The 18546-nt window shown below is 50.7% G+C and carries 13 protein-coding genes; 2 read left to right on the top strand and 11 right to left on the bottom strand.

What is annotated here, in order from left to right:
* Positions 1–1051: 1051 nt before the first annotated feature.
* The 10 genes from rpmA to EII14_RS05035 form a co-directional block, all read right to left on the bottom strand.
* Positions 1052–1315 (bottom strand): 50S ribosomal protein L27, encoded by a 264-nt coding sequence (gene rpmA / locus EII14_RS05080; protein ID WP_124931477.1) that lies wholly within the window; start codon positions 1313–1315, stop codon positions 1052–1054.
* Positions 1316–1335: 20 nt separating this feature from the next.
* Positions 1336–1653, bottom strand: coding sequence for a 50S ribosomal protein L21 (gene rplU / locus EII14_RS05075; protein WP_124931476.1), 318 nt, complete (start codon positions 1651–1653; stop codon positions 1336–1338).
* Positions 1654–1917: 264 nt separating this feature from the next.
* Complete coding sequence (locus tag EII14_RS05070) at positions 1918–2655, bottom strand: hypothetical protein (protein ID WP_124931475.1); 738 nt, start codon at positions 2653–2655, stop codon at positions 1918–1920.
* 178 nt (positions 2656–2833) lie between these two features.
* The gene (locus EII14_RS05065; RefSeq protein WP_124931474.1) at positions 2834–3610 is read right to left on the bottom strand and encodes a response regulator transcription factor; all 777 of its coding nucleotides are present in this window, start codon (positions 3608–3610) and stop codon (positions 2834–2836) included.
* Positions 3607–4971 (bottom strand): sensor histidine kinase KdpD, encoded by a 1365-nt coding sequence (locus EII14_RS05060; RefSeq protein ID WP_124931473.1) that lies wholly within the window; start codon positions 4969–4971, stop codon positions 3607–3609. Before EII14_RS05060 ends, EII14_RS05065 begins: the two co-directional genes overlap by 4 nt.
* Before the next feature lie 87 nt (positions 4972–5058).
* Entirely contained in the window at positions 5059–5502 is a 444-nt protein-coding gene (locus EII14_RS05055) for an energy transducer TonB (protein WP_158608330.1), read from the bottom strand.
* 343 nt (positions 5503–5845) lie between these two features.
* Complete coding sequence (locus EII14_RS05050; RefSeq protein WP_124931471.1) at positions 5846–6610, bottom strand: ABC transporter ATP-binding protein; 765 nt, start codon at positions 6608–6610, stop codon at positions 5846–5848.
* Between the two features lie 61 nt (positions 6611–6671).
* Positions 6672–8447 carry a SulP family inorganic anion transporter gene (locus EII14_RS05045; RefSeq protein ID WP_124931470.1) on the bottom strand — a complete coding sequence of 592 codons (1776 nt, stop codon included), beginning with the start codon at positions 8445–8447 and terminating at the stop codon, positions 6672–6674.
* Between the two features lie 970 nt (positions 8448–9417).
* A complete protein-coding gene (gene zupT, locus EII14_RS05040; protein WP_124931469.1) occupies positions 9418–10233 on the bottom strand; it encodes a zinc transporter ZupT in 816 nt (271 codons plus the stop codon).
* A 503-nt stretch (positions 10234–10736) separates the two neighbouring features.
* Positions 10737–11738, bottom strand: a complete 1002-nt coding sequence (locus EII14_RS05035) for a helix-turn-helix transcriptional regulator (RefSeq protein ID WP_233569374.1) — start codon at positions 11736–11738, stop codon at positions 10737–10739.
* A 494-nt stretch (positions 11739–12232) separates the two neighbouring features.
* Between EII14_RS05035 and EII14_RS05030 the strand changes: the two genes are divergently transcribed.
* Positions 12233–13378: a Rid family hydrolase gene (locus EII14_RS05030; RefSeq protein ID WP_124931468.1), complete on the top strand. Its 1146-nt coding sequence runs from the start codon at positions 12233–12235 to the stop codon at positions 13376–13378.
* The gene (gene ccsA, locus EII14_RS09620) at positions 13356–15467 is read left to right on the top strand and encodes a cytochrome c biogenesis protein CcsA (RefSeq protein WP_305000283.1); all 2112 of its coding nucleotides are present in this window, start codon (positions 13356–13358) and stop codon (positions 15465–15467) included. Before EII14_RS05030 ends, ccsA begins: the two co-directional genes overlap by 23 nt.
* A 934-nt stretch (positions 15468–16401) precedes the next feature.
* Here ccsA and EII14_RS05020 read toward each other — a convergent pair.
* Positions 16402–18537 carry a GEVED domain-containing protein gene (locus EII14_RS05020; protein WP_124931467.1) on the bottom strand — a complete coding sequence of 712 codons (2136 nt, stop codon included), beginning with the start codon at positions 18535–18537 and terminating at the stop codon, positions 16402–16404.
* Between the last annotated feature and the right edge of the window lie 9 nt (positions 18538–18546).

Here is an 18546-nt window from a genome sequence, read left to right as displayed (position 1 = left end):
TAGCTATATATAAAGGACTTTGAAAAAAGCATTTTAGCGAAATTCTTATTCGTTTATACCTCCATCACTCCAAATTCCGGATGAACCATTCTTATTCGTTTATACCTCCATCACTCCAAATTCCTGATGAACCTGATTTTCTCGCAAATCGTCGAAAAACATACACAATCCCTTCCATTCCACTGAATTTCAGCAAAATGCAAGTGTATATGGCAGTTTGCCGATCTACACGAAAAGAAGTTAAGTCGATGATAAACAGACCAAAAGGAATGTAGAGAGTTTTTCCCAAAACCTACACTGCCTACATGAGTGTGATTTCGGACATCTGCAAGCCTTCCCGATGCAGGGTGTAGGTTGTAGCGACGAATGTAGTTATTTCTCCGCATTGTCTACATTCGCAACGGCTTATATATCTGTGTTTTAATAGAGAGAGTGTAGACAATGTAGATAAAAAGAAGAAAAATCCTTGTAGAGGGGGGAAATTGCTTTTTTCACGAAGAATGGCCTCACCTTCTCTTCGGTTTGTCGGGATATACTTTCATACATCGGAACGCTTCTTAGTCAAGGAGTAGAGAAAACGGAGTAACGAGTAGAAAAATCTATCACAGACCTAAATTTCACAACTGCCCACCAAGTTCTCTTTTCAATGACTCGGACTTTCGACATTGTCCTACAAACTCCTTTCCGAAATATAAGTGCCCTTTGCCATTGAGAATGGCATGTCGTCGCGATTAAACACAGATCTTCTCGCTCCGGCCTCGCCTAAAACGGCCGACAGACAAGTTCGATGTTTTCAGCAGTGAATTTTGCAGCGTTTCGATCTGCGGGGTTATGAAATAGCAGATTATCCCGACGCAGTTCCTTTTGCAATCAGAAACAGAGGTTTCCCCAACCACAAAAAAAGACCCTCCGCAACGGAGAGTCTTTTTAGGTTCTTTACAGAGGCGTATGCGGGCATTTTCCACGAGGTGCGAAACTCGACATTGAGTTTGCACCCTTGACTTATGTCGCATCTGTCCCTCTTAACGAAAATGCGTTATTGAGATTGTGTTTAAGCCTCAGCCTTGGGTTCAACGGAAACCACGCTGCGATCGCGCTGACCGCGCTTAAAAGTCACAACTCCGTCGGCAAGGGCATAAAGCGTGTGATCGCTACCCATTCCGACATTTTTGCCGGGATAGTGAACTGTTCCGCGTTGGCGAACGATGATGTTGCCAGCGATGCAGGTTTGACCACCCCAAATCTTAACGCCCAATCGTTGTGAAGCCGATTCACGGCCGTTCTTAGAACTACCTACACCTTTTTTATGTGCCATTGTCTTCTACTTTTTAGGGGTTAAGCAATAACTTCCTTAACGGAAATCTGTGAATATTGATGGCGATAGCCATTGAGCTTGCGATAGCCTTTGCGACGCTTCTTGTGGAAGATGAGCACTTTGTCGCCCTTTACGAGGGGATCGATAACTTCGCAAACCACTTTTGCGCCGGCCACGGTGGGCGCGCCTACGGTGATTGCACCATTGTTGTCAATCAACAACACTTTTTCAAACTCAACAGTTTGGCCGCTTTCGGCGGATTGGATGTGGTTTACAAAGAGCTTCTTGCCTTGTTCCACCTTAAACTGCTGACCGTTAATCTCTACGATTGCGTACATTTTTATGGATATGTAAAACGGTTTTTTCCGGGAGGCGGACGAGTTTCCCGATTATTGCGCCAAACGCGGCTCGTCACTTATTTTGCCCCAACGGACTCTAAAATCGGCAACAAAGATAGCGTTTTATTCCCGACAAACAAAAGGTGGCGTGAGAATTATATAAAAAACAAGAGTTGCCGATTGGAAAATGCTACTTCCGCAGGGCAACTCACCGTTATTTTTCAAAATCACTCTTTTATTTATTCGGATCGACGTCACACGTTATCAATAACTTCCGCGCTTATACTTCGGCCGCTCCATGAGAGGCGTGATGTCGTCGGTGTCATACTTTTGCCAGTCTACACTGACATTGAGCAAAGCATGCTTTCCGAGTTTGATTTCGGCCGCCGCACCCACTCTCGTTTCGGGTGTTCTCATGCCATAGGGGTCGAAAAGGAAAGCCGTCAAGGGAGAAGAAGAGGAGGAAGTGATTTTTTGGGAGGCGTAGCCATACAGATTCAGCCACTCGTTGGCGCGATAGCGCACAACGGCCGAAACGCCGGCATCCTGCTGCGAAAACTGTCCCCAGTCGAGATTGTAGCCATAAACTCCGACCGCCACCGACCAACGGGTATTCAACGTCTTGGCATAGGCCAAGGCTATGTTTTGGCCGAAGCCGACGCGATTGGGAATATTTCGACCGGAGAAAGAAGACATGCTTAAATCGACCTTTGCATTAAAGCCCTCGTGAAGCTGCCAACCGCCGCTCCAACCGTATCCGTGCCACGGCAACAAACCATAGCCTCTCCAACCGTAAGGATAATACCAACACGCTGTCGGGGGCATGGGCAAGACAAGCGGCAACGATAGTGCGGACGACTTCATCTTGCAACTATCGACAGCATCGACTACGGCAATGGAATCGGCGTCAAACGAGGGTGCGGAAATTTCCTGCGCCAGCATTTGCTTGTTTCCCAAAATGCCGAAAGCCGTAATGATTATCCATGCAAAAAACATCTTCATGTCGCAAAAATAAAAAGTTATCTCCAAAGCTCCAACCCTTTTACGAAAATTCATCGGAGATTAGTCTTTCTTAAAAAGAGGAGATCCGACACCGGATGTCGGCAAACAGGAAGCGGTAGTGTACCGGTTTGTGATCGGCAGGTGCAAACAGACCTGCGGAAAGTTCCCTTCGTGCTCCTCAATGCTCGACACTGAGCTTGTAGCCCACACCATGAACATTGAAAATACGAATCGAAGGATCTTGCGACAATTTCGTTCGCAATTTTGAAATAAAAACATGGAGCGACCGCGCATTGCAAGCGGTGTCTTGCCCCCACAGTTCGAGCAGCAATTCGTGCGAAGTCACCACTTTTCCGGGAAACCGAAAGAGCCGATACAATATTTCGCTTTCGCGATAAGTAAGGGTCACGGAGTTGCCGCCGTTGAATGTCAGGTTCTGCCGATCGGCATGCAACACAAACCCACCGACACCGGCCACTCGATCTGTCGGCTCGGTGTTTTCGTCTGCCTCCGCCCCACTCTTTTTCTCCGTTTCGACCGGTTGTTTTTGCAGAGCATCGGGAGCCGGCCGACTGTCGGGAGCGTTGTCGCTTCGGGCGAGCAAGGCCTCTATGCGCACAATGAGTTCTCTCATCGAAAAGGGTTTCCGCAAATAGTCGTTCGCCCCCATTTTGAAGCCACTCACCACATCGTCCGTTTCCGTTCGGGCGGTGAGAAAGATAATGGGCGTGTTTTTGTCGAAAGCACGCAGCCGCCGCACAAATGTGAAACCATCCATGCGCGGCATCATGACATCGGTCACAACGATGTCCGGCCGATGTTCCCGATAGCATTTCAGAGCTTCCTCGCCGTCGGCGGCTATCAGCAAACGATAGTCGAGCATGGAGAGGGTGTCGCGAATGATAAAAGCGAGGTCGCTTTCATCTTCAACAAGGAGTATTACTTTTTTGTTCATGGCGAAAGAGGAGTTTCGGGCAATCCGAAAGTGAAAACAGAGCCTTTTCCCGGCGTGCTGTTCACCTCGATATGCCCACCATGTCGTTCGATCATCATGCGCACATAGAAAAGTCCGAGGCCGCACCCTTCGACGTCGTTCAGTTTTCCCTCGGATATCCGAAAGAACTTCTTGAAAATCCGTCGGCGGTCGCTCCGTTTGATACCCCGCCCTTTGTCGGCCACGGAAAAGACGATTTGTTTTCGTGCGGCATCGTGCCCAACGGAAATGTCTATTTCGGCACGCTCATGCGAATACTTCACTCCATTGTCCACAAGGTTGCCCAAAATATGATAGAGATGAGTGGCATCGGCCTCGACGGAGATCTTCGGCGACTCGACATGCAAAAAGATACTCACCGGCTTATCGGACTTCAACTCATGCTCGTCTTGCAGACGTTGGAGAAGGGGAAGGATTTCCACTTTTTCGTAGCGCAAAGCCACCGTTCCCGCCCTCCGCCACACAACCAACATTTGCTCCACGAGTTCGGAGAGCTTAACCAGTTGTCTGCGCGATGTCGCCAACAAAGTCGAGCGACGAGCCACATTGATATCGGCTCCGAAATCGACCAGCGACTCATAAGCCGCAAGGGCTACGGCGATAGGTGTTTTGAGTTCGTGCGCAATGTTGTGTGTAAATTCGGCAGACGCTCGTTCCGCCTCTTGTTGGCGCACCCAGAGCCGCAACACCACGGCCGACACGCCGATGATGACCGAAAACAGCAGCAAGGTCGGAGCGGACCGTTCGAGCAACAGCGGAACGACACTTTCGCGAGAAACGACATAGGCCATCGAATTGTCGGAATGGTGAAGCAACGTGTCGGCATGCACATGCCGCTGTATCTGCATGGCTCGCGGCTGCCACCAACGCCGCACGTCATGACGGATGCTGAAAACGGTGTCGCCCCGTTCGAGATCGACTTGCAAAAAGCGATAGTCCAACAAGATGCCTGCGGCGAGCAGTGCGGAGTGAAACAGGCTGTCGGCTCTCCTCGGCTCTACCTTCACCCACCAATCGAGGGTGCCGTGGAGGGAGCGTTGCATTTCGAGCGAGAGTTCGCGTGTCGGAGCCTGTTGTCGCAAAAGAGAATCCAACTCCGAGGTGGTGGGAAAATAGAAGAGCATATTGTCGGACGCACGACGGTGGGAGGTGCGCACGAATATCTCTTGCAGATCGGCCGCGATGAGTGCTTCAAGAATCTGACGCTCGGTTTGTTGCTTCTTTTCCGAAAAATCGCGCCACCACCACACGGCCAACAGGCTCGGCATCGCAAAGATACCGAGCACAAGAAAAAGCGTGAGTTGGCGAAGGGTGAATTTCATGACGGAGTGCAAGAGTCACGTTGAGGCAGATGAAGCAAAACCGGAAATTATTCAGGAGCACGCAGCAAACCTACATACGGCAGGCGATCATTGTATCATAAATCGGAAAGGCAAATTGAATGAGGTGGCAATTTTACGGCCTTTCTTGTCAAGACCGGGCTTCCACTTTCCGGGGATCGAAGAAGCCACGCGAACAGCCTCAGCATCCAAATCTTTATTGCCCGAAGACTTCAACACGTGCACTCCCCGGATGCGCCCTTTCGTCGTGACGGTAAACCTTACCACCACCCTGCCCGTCACTTTCTTTTTGACACATGATGCGGGATAACGAGTGGCCTTTTGGACATAGGTCAACAGTTGCTTTTCTCCTCCGACATATTGGGGAGGCGTACCGACGACTTCGTTGTGGTGAGTATAAACAAGCGTGTCTTGTTCGATCTTTACGGTTTCGGAAGAAACGGGCGTACAAGTCGCCACCGACGGCAGATTAAGGGTGACGAAAAGAAAAGTAAAAGAAATCAAGAGTTTCATGGCTTTGCGTTTTAGGGGATTAAACTCTCTTGCATGCAAGGTGGAAAATGAATCGATCGATGTCGAACGCGAACATTGTCGACACTGCGAAAGTAGACCTTTTCCCGTAGCACGCAAAGCTATCGTGTTTCTTTTTCCACGCTGTTCCTCAAAAAATAAGTTTTCGGCAAGCATTGATAAGCCTTGTTAGGCTTTGAAAAGGAAGGTTTCCTCGTTTTTCAAATCCGCAACAGCCGTTCGCACCGCAAAAGGAGGGGCATTCTCCCCTGTTTCCGCAGTCCGAACGGCTGTTGCCTCACCGCATCGTGCCCAATTCATCGACACGTCGGCGCAAAGGCTTGTTTTATGAAAATGCAGCATAATCAAATCGAAGCGTCGAGGCGTCAAGGCGTATCTGCGGCGTGGCCAACACCTGCTCGATGCTTCCGTCGGCCGCCAACTGCCCCGGCCGACCGTCGATGATCCGTTCGGGCGTGAGCAACCACAGCCGGTGGGCAAGCTGAAAAACGATTTCAAGATCGTGGGTGGAAAGGAGAATGGTTTTCTGTTCCTCCCGCGTCATTCGGAGCAAGAGCGAAAGGATGTCGATTTTGGCCGGAAAATCGAGAAAAGCGGTAGGTTCGTCGAGAAGGATGCACGGAGTGTCTTGTGCCAAGGCGCGGGCAATCATCACCCGCTGCCGTTCGCCGTCGCTCAAACTGCCGATCTCCCGTTTCCAAAAATCGCCGATCCGGCAAAACTCGGTCGCGCGTTCCACGGCCATTCGGTCGGTCGGCGAAAATGTGCCGACAAACGACGAGTAGGGCGTTCTGCCCATCTCCACCACCTCGCGCACCGTGAGGGAGGAAGCGACAAAACGGTCGGTGAGCACAACGGCCAAACGGCGGGCGCGACTGCGAGGAGAAAAGGCCGACAAATCACGACCCTTCATCAACACTTCACCCTCCAAAGGCGGATGCAACCCGGCCATGGTGCGCAAAAGCGTGCTCTTGCCCGCTCCGTTGCGACCGACAAGAGCGGTAAGACACCCCTCCGCAAGCGTTGCATGCAGTTGGGCGGCGAGCGGTTGGCGGCGATGCCCGATGGTGAGATGACGGAGTTCGATCATGGAATTGGGGTGGAAAAAAAGATGAAGGGGAAACGGAAATCGTCGGCGTGCTTCGACGCCCTCAACGATCGGACGCCGGCGCGTTCGGTTCTTGCTTCGCCAAATCGGCCGCCCGTTCGAGTGCCATGTTGATGTTGGGGCAAATGTTGGCCTCTCCGATGAGTTCGCAAAAGCCCGATTTCTCCAACACCACACGCACATCGGGCAACACGCCCGAAAGAATGATCTGCGTGCCCTCCTGATGACTCATTCGACAAAGGTTTTCGAGATTGTGTACACCGGTCGAATCGATAAACGGCACCTTGCGCATGCGTATCACGCGTATGGCCGGATGCGTCTGCATCTCGGCTGCCATTTCCTCAAAGCGATTGGCCACGCCGAAGAAGAAGGGGCCGTTGATTTCGTAGACCTCGACGCCTTCGGGAATAGAGAGTTTTTCCTCATGAAGTTCGAGATCGACGCTTTCGTCTTCATTGGGGTCGATCTCTTTGGTGAAAACGGAAAGGCGAGTGGCTTCGGTCATGCGCCGCATGAACAGCAGGCAGGCCAACAGCAGCCCGATCTCAATGGCTACGGTGAGGTCGAAAATGACGGTCAGCCCAAAAGTGAGCAACAAGACCGACACATCGCTCTTGGGACGGCGGATGAGCTCGCGAAACGTGCGCCAACCGCTCATGTGATAGCTCACCACCACCAACACGCCGGCCAAACAAGCCATCGGGATGTAGGCGGCCAACGGCATGGCAACCCAAAAGATGAGCAGCAGCACAACGGCGTGAACGATGCCTGCCACGCCCGTGGCCGCACCATTGTTGATGTTGGTCATCGTGCGGGCAATGGCTCCGGTGGCAGGGATACCGCCGAAAAAAGGAGAAACGATATTGGCAATGCCCTGCCCGACGAGTTCCTGATTGGAATCGTGATGTTCGCCCGTGACACCATCGGCCACCGTGGCCGACAACAAACTCTCAATCGCGCCAAGCACGGCAATCACCAACGCCGTGGGAATGAGCGAATTGATGGTGCTCATCGAAAAACGACCGGCAGAATCGGCAAACAGCCCTTGCCAATCGACGGAAAAGGCCGTGATCGGCGGCAGAGAGGCGGTGATGGCACCGAAACGGTCGCCAATGGTTTCGATGTGGGTCAAACCGGTGACATTGCCGATATAAACGCCGAGCGTCATCAGCACGATCGCCGCGAGCGAACCGGGAAGTTTTTTCCACAAACGAGGAGAAAAAACGATGATCAAAATCGTCAGCACTCCGACAGCGATCGTCTGCAAATCGAAAGTGTGCAGATGCTTGACGTAGCACACCCATTTATCCAAGAAATCGGCAGGAATACGCCCGTCGATGCGAAGCCCCAAGAGATCCTTGACCTGCGTGGTGAAGATGGTGACGGCGATGCCCGAAGTGAACCCCACGACAATGGGATAGGGAATGAACTTGATGATCGTGCCCAGACGAAACACGCCCAACAATACCAGAAACAAACCGGCCATGATCGTGGCGATGAGCAAACCCGACAGACCAAACTCGGCCATCACACCGTAAATAATGACGATGAAAGCTCCCGTCGGCCCGCCGATCTGCACACGGCTGCCGCCGAAAGCAGAAATCAAGGTGCCGGCCACAATGGCGGTGATGATACCGGCCACAGGGCCGATCGTGTGCTCGACATCGCCACCCGGAGAGGCGGCAATGGCAAAAGCAATGGCGAGAGGCAGGGCAACAATGCCCACGACCACACCGGCCAAGAGGTCGGCAGCAAACTTGGTTTTGGAATATCGGCGCAAATCGCGCGTCAAACGAGGAGCGAAGCGAAAGGATTCCATGCGGAAGATCTAAATAAAAAATTGGACAAAAACATTGCCGAAAACAATCGTCGGCCTCCCCAAAGGGAGAAAGATAAAAAGCAAAGTTAACACAGATATTCCGCGCCACAAAAGCATTGTTTGCCTTTTGGGCGAATTATGCGCATGCCTCCACACTTCGACAACCACAGATGACAAAAAGAGGTGCCTCTTCTTCGGAGAGCATGTTGATGAGAAGAAAGAGAAGAAAAAAGCGACGCTGCTTTTCGAGTTGCCGACAACACTCTGTTATCCGTCGGCAGAAAATCGGATAGAAAGAACAAGACCAAACTACCTCTGAGCTGAGAAATTCTACCTTTGAGGTAGAATTTCTCAGCTCAGAGGTAAGAATATCTGCCTCCTATCCGCGCGAAAAAACGGCCTTTCTCGCGCGCACGCGCGTATTCTATGATGATTGCATTTTGCTTTCACTGCCTTCGCAAAAACGTCTTATCAACTGAATATCAAATAGTTTCTTGCGAAGGCAAGTGAAGGCAAACTGAAAGAAGGAACCACAAACACCTGAATATCATGGCATTGTCTTGTATTTTTGCTTTCAGTCACTCTAAAAAGCCGTATTTCGTCTTTCGTCAGCGAAAGCAAGTGAAAGCAAACTCCGCCGTTTGCCTTCACCGTAAGTATTCTCATTTTCAAACGATTGAAAAACCACTTTAACCGTTTGCCTTCACTTGCCTTCGCAAGGAATGCGCTGAAATTCAGCTGACAAGGCGTTTTAGCGGAGGCAAAACGGCAAAAAATAAAATATAGGGGAAGAAAACGCCGAAAAAGAACGGTTTCATCGGAAACGCGACGGTGGGCGAAGCCGACACCGGCATGCGGACACTCAACGGGAAACGACGAGTTCGAAGAGGGAGGGCGGAGAAAAACCCCGAACGATCGGCGGCGACCATTCGGGGAAGTGGAAATCGGCTTTGGAAAAACGGCTCGCAGACTATCCCAAAAGCAGCAAACTGAACGCCATCACTGCCATGCCGGCCGTCAGCCCGAAAACGGCTTGGTGGTGTTTTCCGTATTTTTCGGCAGAGGGCAGCAACTCGTCGAGCGAGATGAAGACCATGATGCCGGCAATGACGCCGAAGATGATGCCAAACACGTTGTCGTTCAAATAGGGGGCTAACACCAAATAGCCGATGATTGCCCCGAAAGGTTCGGCCAGACCGGAGAGAAACGAAAGCCAAAAGGCTCGTTTACGGCTGCCGGTGGCGTAATAGATAGGCACCGAAACGGAGATGCCTTCGGGAATGTTGTGGAGAGCAATGGCCAAGGCAATGGGAACGGCAATGCTCACATCTTGAAGACCGGCCAAAAAGGTGACCATGCCTTCGGGAAAGTTGTGAATGCCCAACACCAAGGCCGTGGTCAGCCCCACGCGCATGAGATCGGGACGAAGATTGGACTTGGGACGGACCACTCCTTCCATTTCTTCCACACCATGGATTTCGTGGGGGTTGCCATAGTCGGGCACCAATTGGTCAATGAGCAAAGTGAGAAATATCCCTCCGAAAAAAGACAACACGGCATAGAGCGTGCCGTTTGAACGGCCGTGCAATGCGGTGAGCGAATCGACAGAGGAGGCAAACAACTCAACAAACGAAACGTAGATCATCACTCCTGCCGAAAAACCCAATGACACGGCAAGAAAGGTGGTGTTCGTTCGTTTGGCAAAAAAGGCGATCGCGCTCCCGATGCCGGTTGAAAAACCGGCAGAAAGGGTCAGTAAAAAGGCTATGAGGACGTCGTGAGACATGGTGGTTTCTGTTTATAAATCAATAAGAAAAAACGAAATTTGAAAGACGGTACACCTGCAACGCTTGAATGACGTTTCGCTCTCGATCTGTCTTCAAAAAACAGATGTCCGACACAGAAAATCGGGCTTCGGGGAGGACTTCGATTTTCATTCAGGCAAAGTTCGCTACTATTCCCCTCTGAAACAATACCTCGAAGTGATGATTTTCAAACATTTCCCTCACCGGGTATATGCCCTTTCGCCGATTTTCGACAATGTTTTTCCGATCTTTTTCAAATCGGCATTATTTTCTGCCTGCAAAGGTAATATATATGGGGAAAAAAGAAAACTTTTCTGAGATTTTTCTGCGACGAACGGTGATGTCGATGTATTGATTTTATGGAAGGTCCACACGTTCCACGGCCTTCTTTCGGAAAAATCCGACACCAAACGCATCAAAAAAACCGCAACCTCGAAACGGAGATTGCGGCAGAATGAGCAATAAGTCTGTGTTCCCCTCCCCTCTATTGCAAGGTGATTTCATCCAATTTGACAATACCGTTGACAATCGCATAAATGGTCAGCCCGCTGACGGAATGGATGTCGAGCTTCCGGGAGATGTTTTTGCGATGAGTGAGCACAGTGTTAATGGAGATATAAAGATTGGCGGCCACCTCCTTGTTGGTCATGCCTCGCACGATGCAGGAAACAATCTCTTTCTCGCGATCCGAAAGGCTCTCCTGAGGCGGATCGGACTTGGCGACGACACCTTGCTCGATGGCTTGAGCGGCCACTTTTTCTTCGAGCAACTCCACGGCAGGGAAAAACAAGGCATCCTCCATTTCGCAATGCGCACGCAAATCGGCCTCGCAGTTGTAGATGCTGAACAGCACATTGCAGAGCAAATCGGACGACGTGCCCTCGGAAGGGGTGTAGTATTTAATGATGATGTTTTTGAGCTCCTGCAACTTCCGATCCATGCCGTCGTGACTTTTTGAATACTGCTTGATGCGGAAGTCGGTGACATTCTCGCCGGCAATGAGCCGCTCGACATGCACAAAAATGCGGCGGTTCTCATATTCCATGTGCTTGCGCACCTCGCTCATGTATTCGTCATAGAATTTGAGTATCAGAAAAGCCACTTCGTTTTGCCTCGAACAATCTATGGCTTCAAGGAGCTTACGACGAATGTGCAACAACTGGAAATCGAGAAAAAACTCATGCGCCACTTTGAGATGTTTGACCATGGTGGTCATATCGATCTTTTCCACATAGAAAGGGGCAACGGCCATGCCTTGTTTCATCACATTGGCCACGGCTAAGAAAGTAGTGGTATCCACATTGGCCGCCTCACAAACTTCGCGGACGGTTTTATCTCCGACTCCCAATTGGATGCCGAAACGGCAAATCATTTGAAGCAGAGAGGGCTGGGACGAAATGACATCGCTGATCTTGTCATATTCGGTATAGCTGACGGACATATTCATCATAGGCAGAAGGGGCACAGCATAAAATTCTGCGCACATTTAACCGGAGTTTCTTACTCGAAAACAGGCACAATCAGGCAACAATCGGAGCGAGCAAAGAACTACTGACTGCAAAGTTACAATTTATTCTCATTCCGAAATATCACCACACGTGGGTATTTTCTCTTAAAAATACACTTTCCCCTACTTGAAAAGCAACCTTTTGCCCACTCAAAACTACCCAAAAGTAGTTATGGCAAAGCAAAAAAGAAGAATGCGCATCTGCAAGTGCTATCTTTATTCTCACGCCTCGAACGACGGCTATGAGCAAGAAATTCATTAACTTTGTCACCCAATAGCCAAGATTGGCAGCAGCGGCGTGCGACACCGCGAACAAACAACAACGAAAACGATCTGAAATATCCGCACCTTGCACAGTCATCGCCTTGACAACGGTGCTTCAAAATATTATGTCTTGCTTCCCGCAAGATACCCCCCTAAGAGTCGGGCACGGCCTTTCGGTTCGGCACGACCTTATATTCGTATGCACGACCATGACCTTTGACAAAATTCAGTACGACAACCTCGGCGTAACGGTCGAAATCTCCACTTTCGCCCCGGCAGGCGGCGTGGTCGAACACCACATGATGCTCCACGTTGCCCCACGCGGAGAGCATTTTGACCACCAATGGGCACGCTTGTCCGCTGCGAAAGAGGCGTTGCTGCAACGTCCTCTCTTTCGAGATGCTTCCGTGGTTTTCAAACGCTACTTCCTCAGCGATGCCGCCAATCAAGCCCCTCTCATGCAACCCTCGGAGAGCGGGGCGGTTTCCGTCATTCAGCAACCGCCGCTCGACGGCAGCAAAGTGGCCGCCTGGTTTTATCTTCAAACCGGCCCCCAAGTGAAAGGCAAGGCGGCAGGCACGACTTTTGTCGAGCACAACGGCTATCGGCATATTTGGCATGCCGGACTGCACGCTACCTCCGGAAATTCGGCCGAACAAACCGAACAGGTGCTCAACAGCTACGAAACGTTCTTGCGACAACAAGACGCCACCATTGCCGAACATTGCGTGCGCACATGGTTTTTCGTGCGCGATGTAGATACCCAATACGCCGGACTGGTGAAAGCCCGCCTTGACAACTTCCTGCAACAAGGCCTCACCCCCGACACACACTACATTGCTTCGACGGGCATCGGCGGCCTGCCTGCCGACAGACGCTCAATCGTATATCTCGACACCTACGCGCTCACCGGCTTTTCTCCCCAACAGCAACGCCACCTCCACGCCCTCACGCATCTCAATCCGACGATAGAATACGGAGTGACTTTCGAACGCGGAACGGTCATCGAATACGGCGACCGCGCCCATGCTTTCATCAGCGGAACTGCTTCCATTGACAACAAAGGGAAGGTGGTACACGTGGGCGACATCGAGAGGCAAACGCACCGCATGTGGGAAAACGTGGAAGCCCTGCTCAAAGAGGCCGACATGACTATCGGGCAGCATGCGATGCAAATCATCGTCTATCTCCGCGACATGGCCGACTATGCCACGGTGCGCGACCTTTTCGCCAAACGCTTCCCCCACATTCCTACCCTCATCACCCTTGCTCCCGTCTGTCGGCCGGAGTGGCTCATCGAAATGGAATGTATCACCGCTGCCCCTCGTCGTCATGAAAACTTCCGCGATTTCTAAACTTCCGTTTCTGCTGCTGTTCGTCATGACATCGGTGTTGATGACCGCCACCGTCGTCGAACACTTTCACGGCAGTTCCACCGCCTACGCGCATATCTACGGCTCGTGGGCTTTTCGTATTTTATGGGCATTCATATCGGTTTCGGGCATTGTGCTGCTCGTGCGTCGCCGCTTGTGGCGAAAACCGACAGTGTTCGCGTTGCATCTTTCATTTTTGTTCATTCTCTGCGGAGCACTCACCACGGCACTCACCGCCGTCAATGGCAGCATTCACTTGCGAAAAGGCACACCCGCCCGGTTCTTTCTCACCGACAACGGCGAGGTGCGAGAGTTGCCTTTTGAATTGACCCTGCACCGTTTTGAAGTGCAACACTATCCCGGCACTTCCGCTCCGTCCGACTACGTCAGCACTCTTTTTGCAGACGGAAAAGAACATACCGTTTCGATGAATTGCATCTTCAAACGCGACAACTATCGTTTTTACCAATCTTCTTTCGACGACGACTTTTCGGGTACCACGCTCTCCATTAATCACGACCCCTACGGCATCGCCCTCACCTACTCCGGCTACTTGATGCTTCTGCTCTCGATGTCAGCTTCTTTGTCGGTTCGCAACGGCACTTTCCGTCGTTTGCTGCGCCATCCGGCACTGCGCCGGTCGGCTTGGACGGCAAGCGTGTCGGCCGGATTGCTTATTCCATACGCTGCCCCGGCTCATTCCAATCAATCCAACCTTTCCCACCTTGCCGTTCATTTCAGTCATTCTGCTCATTCCGCCCTTTCCGTTCTTTCCTCCACTCAATCCCCCACTCATACCTCTTTGCCGACACTCCGACGAACATTTGCCGACAGCGTCGGTCGTCGGCAAATTGTCTACAACAACCGCGTCTGCCCGCTCAACACACTGGCCACGGATTTCGTCAAAAAACTATACGGCCGAGCCACATTTCGGGGATTGACTTCGGAACAGGTGCTGCTGTCGTGGCTCTCCTATCCGGAGGCATGGAACGACGTCCCGATAATAAAAATCAAACACGGAGAACTGCGCCGACGACTGGGCGTGAGCGGAGAATATGCCGCCCTCGGACAGCTCTACACAGGCAACGAGTATCGACTTCAACGACTACTCCAAGCCGACAACAACAATTCCGCTCTGACGCGTGCCATTCACGAAACGGACGAAAAAGTCGGCCTCATCCTCATGCTGCACAAGGGAACGCTGATACGCCCTCTATCGCCCGAAGACACCCACGCACGCCTTTCTCCCCGACGTGTCCGACTCGAAATCATCTACAACCGCCTGCCCATTGTTCGTGTAGCTTTCATGGGCAATCTGCTGCTGGGCATCATCGCCTTTTTTGCATTGACCATGAGGGTTCGCTCTCGTCGCTTGCAACTCGCATTTCGCACCGCCCTCTTTCTGTCGCTCCTGTTATTGGCAATTGCATTTTGTATTCGGTGGTATATCGGCGGTTTTATCCCGATGAGCAACGGTTTTGAAACGATGCTCTTCATGTCTTTGTGCTCGCTCTCTTTGAGTGCGCTGCTGATGCGCCGTTTTCCCTTTGCCGTTCCCTTTGGTTTTCTGTTGGCCGGTTTCTCATTGCTCGTGGCGCATCTGTCTGACATGAATCCGCAAATCACTCCTCTCATGCCGGTGCTTTCTTCTCCTCTGCTATGTCTTCACGTCACGATCGTCATGTTGTCTTATGCTCTTTTCGCTTTCATGTGCCTGAACAGCCTTTATGCCCTTTGGCTTCTCCGAGGCGACAACGCCGCCCAAGTGTCGCAGCTCTCCACCCTCAACCGTCTTCTGCTCCACCCGGCCGTTTTTCTGTTGGCCGGCGGCATTTTTGTGGGAGCGGTGTGGGCAAACATTTCATGGGGTCGCTATTGGGGCTGGGATCCGAAAGAAGTGTGGGCACTCATCACGATGCTCATCTATTCCTTCGCTCTTCACACCGTTTCGCTCCCTGTCTTTCGCCGCCCTCGTGTGTTCCACTGGTTCATGGCATTGGCTTTTCTCTGCGTCGTCATGACTTATTTCGGAGTAAACTTCCTGCTCGGCGGCCTGCACTCCTATGCCTAAACGAACGTGTTCGTGCGAAAACGTCCCCAAAGACCGTACGGCATCTCCGAAGGAAGACAAAGAGAAAGATTAAAAAGCGAAGCGCGACACATTCCGAAACCGCTGCAAATCCGCCCCTTATTTTCCCAGTAATGTACTCGAACGCACCTTTGGCTACTATCAAATGTTTTTAGGGGGCAGGATTGCCCGTTATGCGGGCTTTCCCAAGATTCTTTTCGTAAAAACGTCGAAAAACATACACTATGCCCTTCATATTGTTGAATTTCAGCGACATGTAAGTGTACATGACGATTTGACAACATACACAGGAAGCGGTTAAGTCCATGATACACAGATAAAAATGAATGTAGACAAATTTTCCCAAAACCTACACTGCCTACATGATCAGGGGGAGCGGACATCTGCACGCCTTCCCGATACGGCGTGTAGGTTGTAATGACGAATGTAGATAATTCCCCGTATTATCTACATTCGCAACAACCTATATATCTGCATTTTAATAGAGAAAGTGTAGAAAATGTAGATAAAAAGAAGAAAAAGTCCTTGTAAGGGGGGGGAAGTTGCTTTTTCACGAAAAGGCCTCATCTCCTCTTCGGTTTGTCGGGATATACTTTCATACATTGGAACGCATCTTACCCAAGGAGTAGAATAAACGGAGTAACGAGTAGAAAAATCTATCACTGACCTAAATTGCGCCAACCCTTCATTAGCCTCCTCCCGGTGATTTGGATTTTCGTAATCGTCTAAAAGGTCTTTTCCAATGTATGGATGCCCTTTACCGTCAAAAACGGAATGAAACGTTTGCAAAGGTTTCATTCTTGTTCTCCGCCAAACACAACAAACTCCGAATTCCGTTTGTCGGAGCGTATGCTTACCGCCAATCGAGAATTCGGAGTTTGTTTGTTCTCTCAAACCAAGGAGAGAGAGTGCCTTTTTATCGGCGCGATTTCAATAATTTCTTTCCGTCCTTAACACACACTCCTTGATACAAGGGAGCGGCAGGACGCCCGTCGAGATTATAGATTGTGGCGTCGGCAGCGGAATGTTGTGCCGAGATATTCGCTATGGCCGTAGGAGAGGTTTTTCGGGCAAAAGTGACGGTGAGCGTAGAACCGGCATCCGCTCCGCCGCTCCAAAAGGCGAGTTTCTTGTCACGATTGTTGATTTTGTGAGCAGGATACCCTTTCTGATAAAGATAGGCGTAGTTGCTTCCCGTTCCCAAATCTTCGGAGTCTTGAAACATCCACACGTCAATATAATCGTTGGGCACTTCGTCTGTGGAGTGCATAACCGGATAGGACTCTCCTCCTTTATTGCCCTTCATGGTGACGGGAGCTGCCAAAACTTTTCCGGCTCCGGCCTTGCAGTTGTAAATCCGATAACCTTCCGCCTCATCGCCAACGAAACACCAAAGTTGAGCCGCGTTATCGGTATCTATTTGCGTTCTGTTGAGCACGATGGGCTTAGTTTGATTTTCCGAAAGGACATAACCCTCCTTACCGATTTGCAAGGTGTACCACGGAGTATCCTTGGAGAATTGGCCGTCTATGATCTTGGTGGTTTCATAGCGAGTGGCTGCGGGAGTATACGTTCCTTTCTCAATAAACAAGCCTTCGATCTCAACATTGCCCTCCATGTATTTTCCGGGAATGACAAAAGTGTGATCATCTTCATTGAATTTACTTCTGGAAATACGCACTTTCTCCCACTGCACGTTGCCTTTGACAATGCTGTCGCCGGAGAGGTTGTAGCCGTATTTGACGATGATGCCGGAGTATTCAAAACCGTTTTCAGGATTCATCTTGATCTTGAAGGCTTTGCCGAAAGGCACTTTCATGCTGACAAGACGATTGCCCTCGGCATCCGATACATATCCGTTGCGGTTGGCATCATTGACCGTGACTTCATCGGTGTGTACGTTGAGTCTGACGTCTACAAATCCGCCGCCGTTTTTCAGCAAGTTGTTTTCCGACTTGACTTCTCCGGCAGGATCGGCATTATCCCAGTCCACCTTGTAGCGCAAACGATAGTAGCCGGGAGTGAGATTTTCGGGAATGGTGAATTCCGGCATGGCGAGAGTGTTTCGGGCATTTCCCGAAATAACCTGCCCCGCACTGTTCTTTCCGACCGTGGGATTAGAGGGATTGTCGGAAAGATAAGAATAAGACAACAATTCTTTGGGGTTATTCTCCGTGAACAAGCCGTCGTTGTCGGCATCAAGATAGCAATAAGCGTGCATCCAACTGCCTTTATACTTCACTGCGGCAGTAACTTTCTGACCGGCTTTTACGGGGAAAGTTTTTTGGACTTCCGTGTAGATCTTTTTGGTATCGGAGATGCCTGCCTCCTGTTTTCCGTCAGGAGTGGTCAGGCTCACCCCTTCGATATAACGGTCGTTTCTGACGTGGGTTTGTTTTTTGTCGAAATTAATGTAGTAGTAGTCATTGACCAGTTGGGGCGTGGGGCTCAGACTGACACTGACGTTGTCGATATAGGCAATGAAGTCTTCTTGGAGGTTGTGCGGGCTTTCGCAATCGGGCACAACGACCAGACTGTGAATGTCGATACCTCCGTTTCCTCTGAAAGGCAACACGACTTCTTTCCAACTTCCACCTTCGATTGCGCTCGTAGACATTGCCCAAAACTGTTCCGTTTCGGAACTTTGTCCGGCTCTGTCTTTTCGTTTTCCAAGACCGACAACCATCACCCTGCCCTTCTTGGGACGATGAATCCAAACGTGGACATATTGGGTGGTGGGCGTCAGCTCAAAGGTTTCTTTCAAATCAATACGCGCACCGAAAGTGTTGGAACCATAGCGTGAACGCTGAACGGCCAAGACCTTATCGGAGATATTGACATTCTTTTTGGTAATGGGATCGATTTCCGTTTTTGTAGGGTTGTTGATAACGGCCACGTTGCCTTTGAGCAATTTCTCGCGGAAAGGAGATTGCTCCCAAGTGTCATATACCCCGATTCCTGTCCAAGTCTGCGTTTCGAAATCGATGCTTTGTGCATGGTTTATTCCGGGCAGCAAAGCTACGGCTGCCAAGAGGATATGTTTGGCTTTCATTTTCTGAAA

This window comes from Alloprevotella sp. OH1205_COT-284 (assembly GCF_003859795.1).
Taxonomy (GTDB): domain Bacteria; phylum Bacteroidota; class Bacteroidia; order Bacteroidales; family Bacteroidaceae; genus Alloprevotella.
Note: the sequence above shows the minus strand (reverse complement) of the source record. Positions and strands in the feature narration are given on the sequence as shown.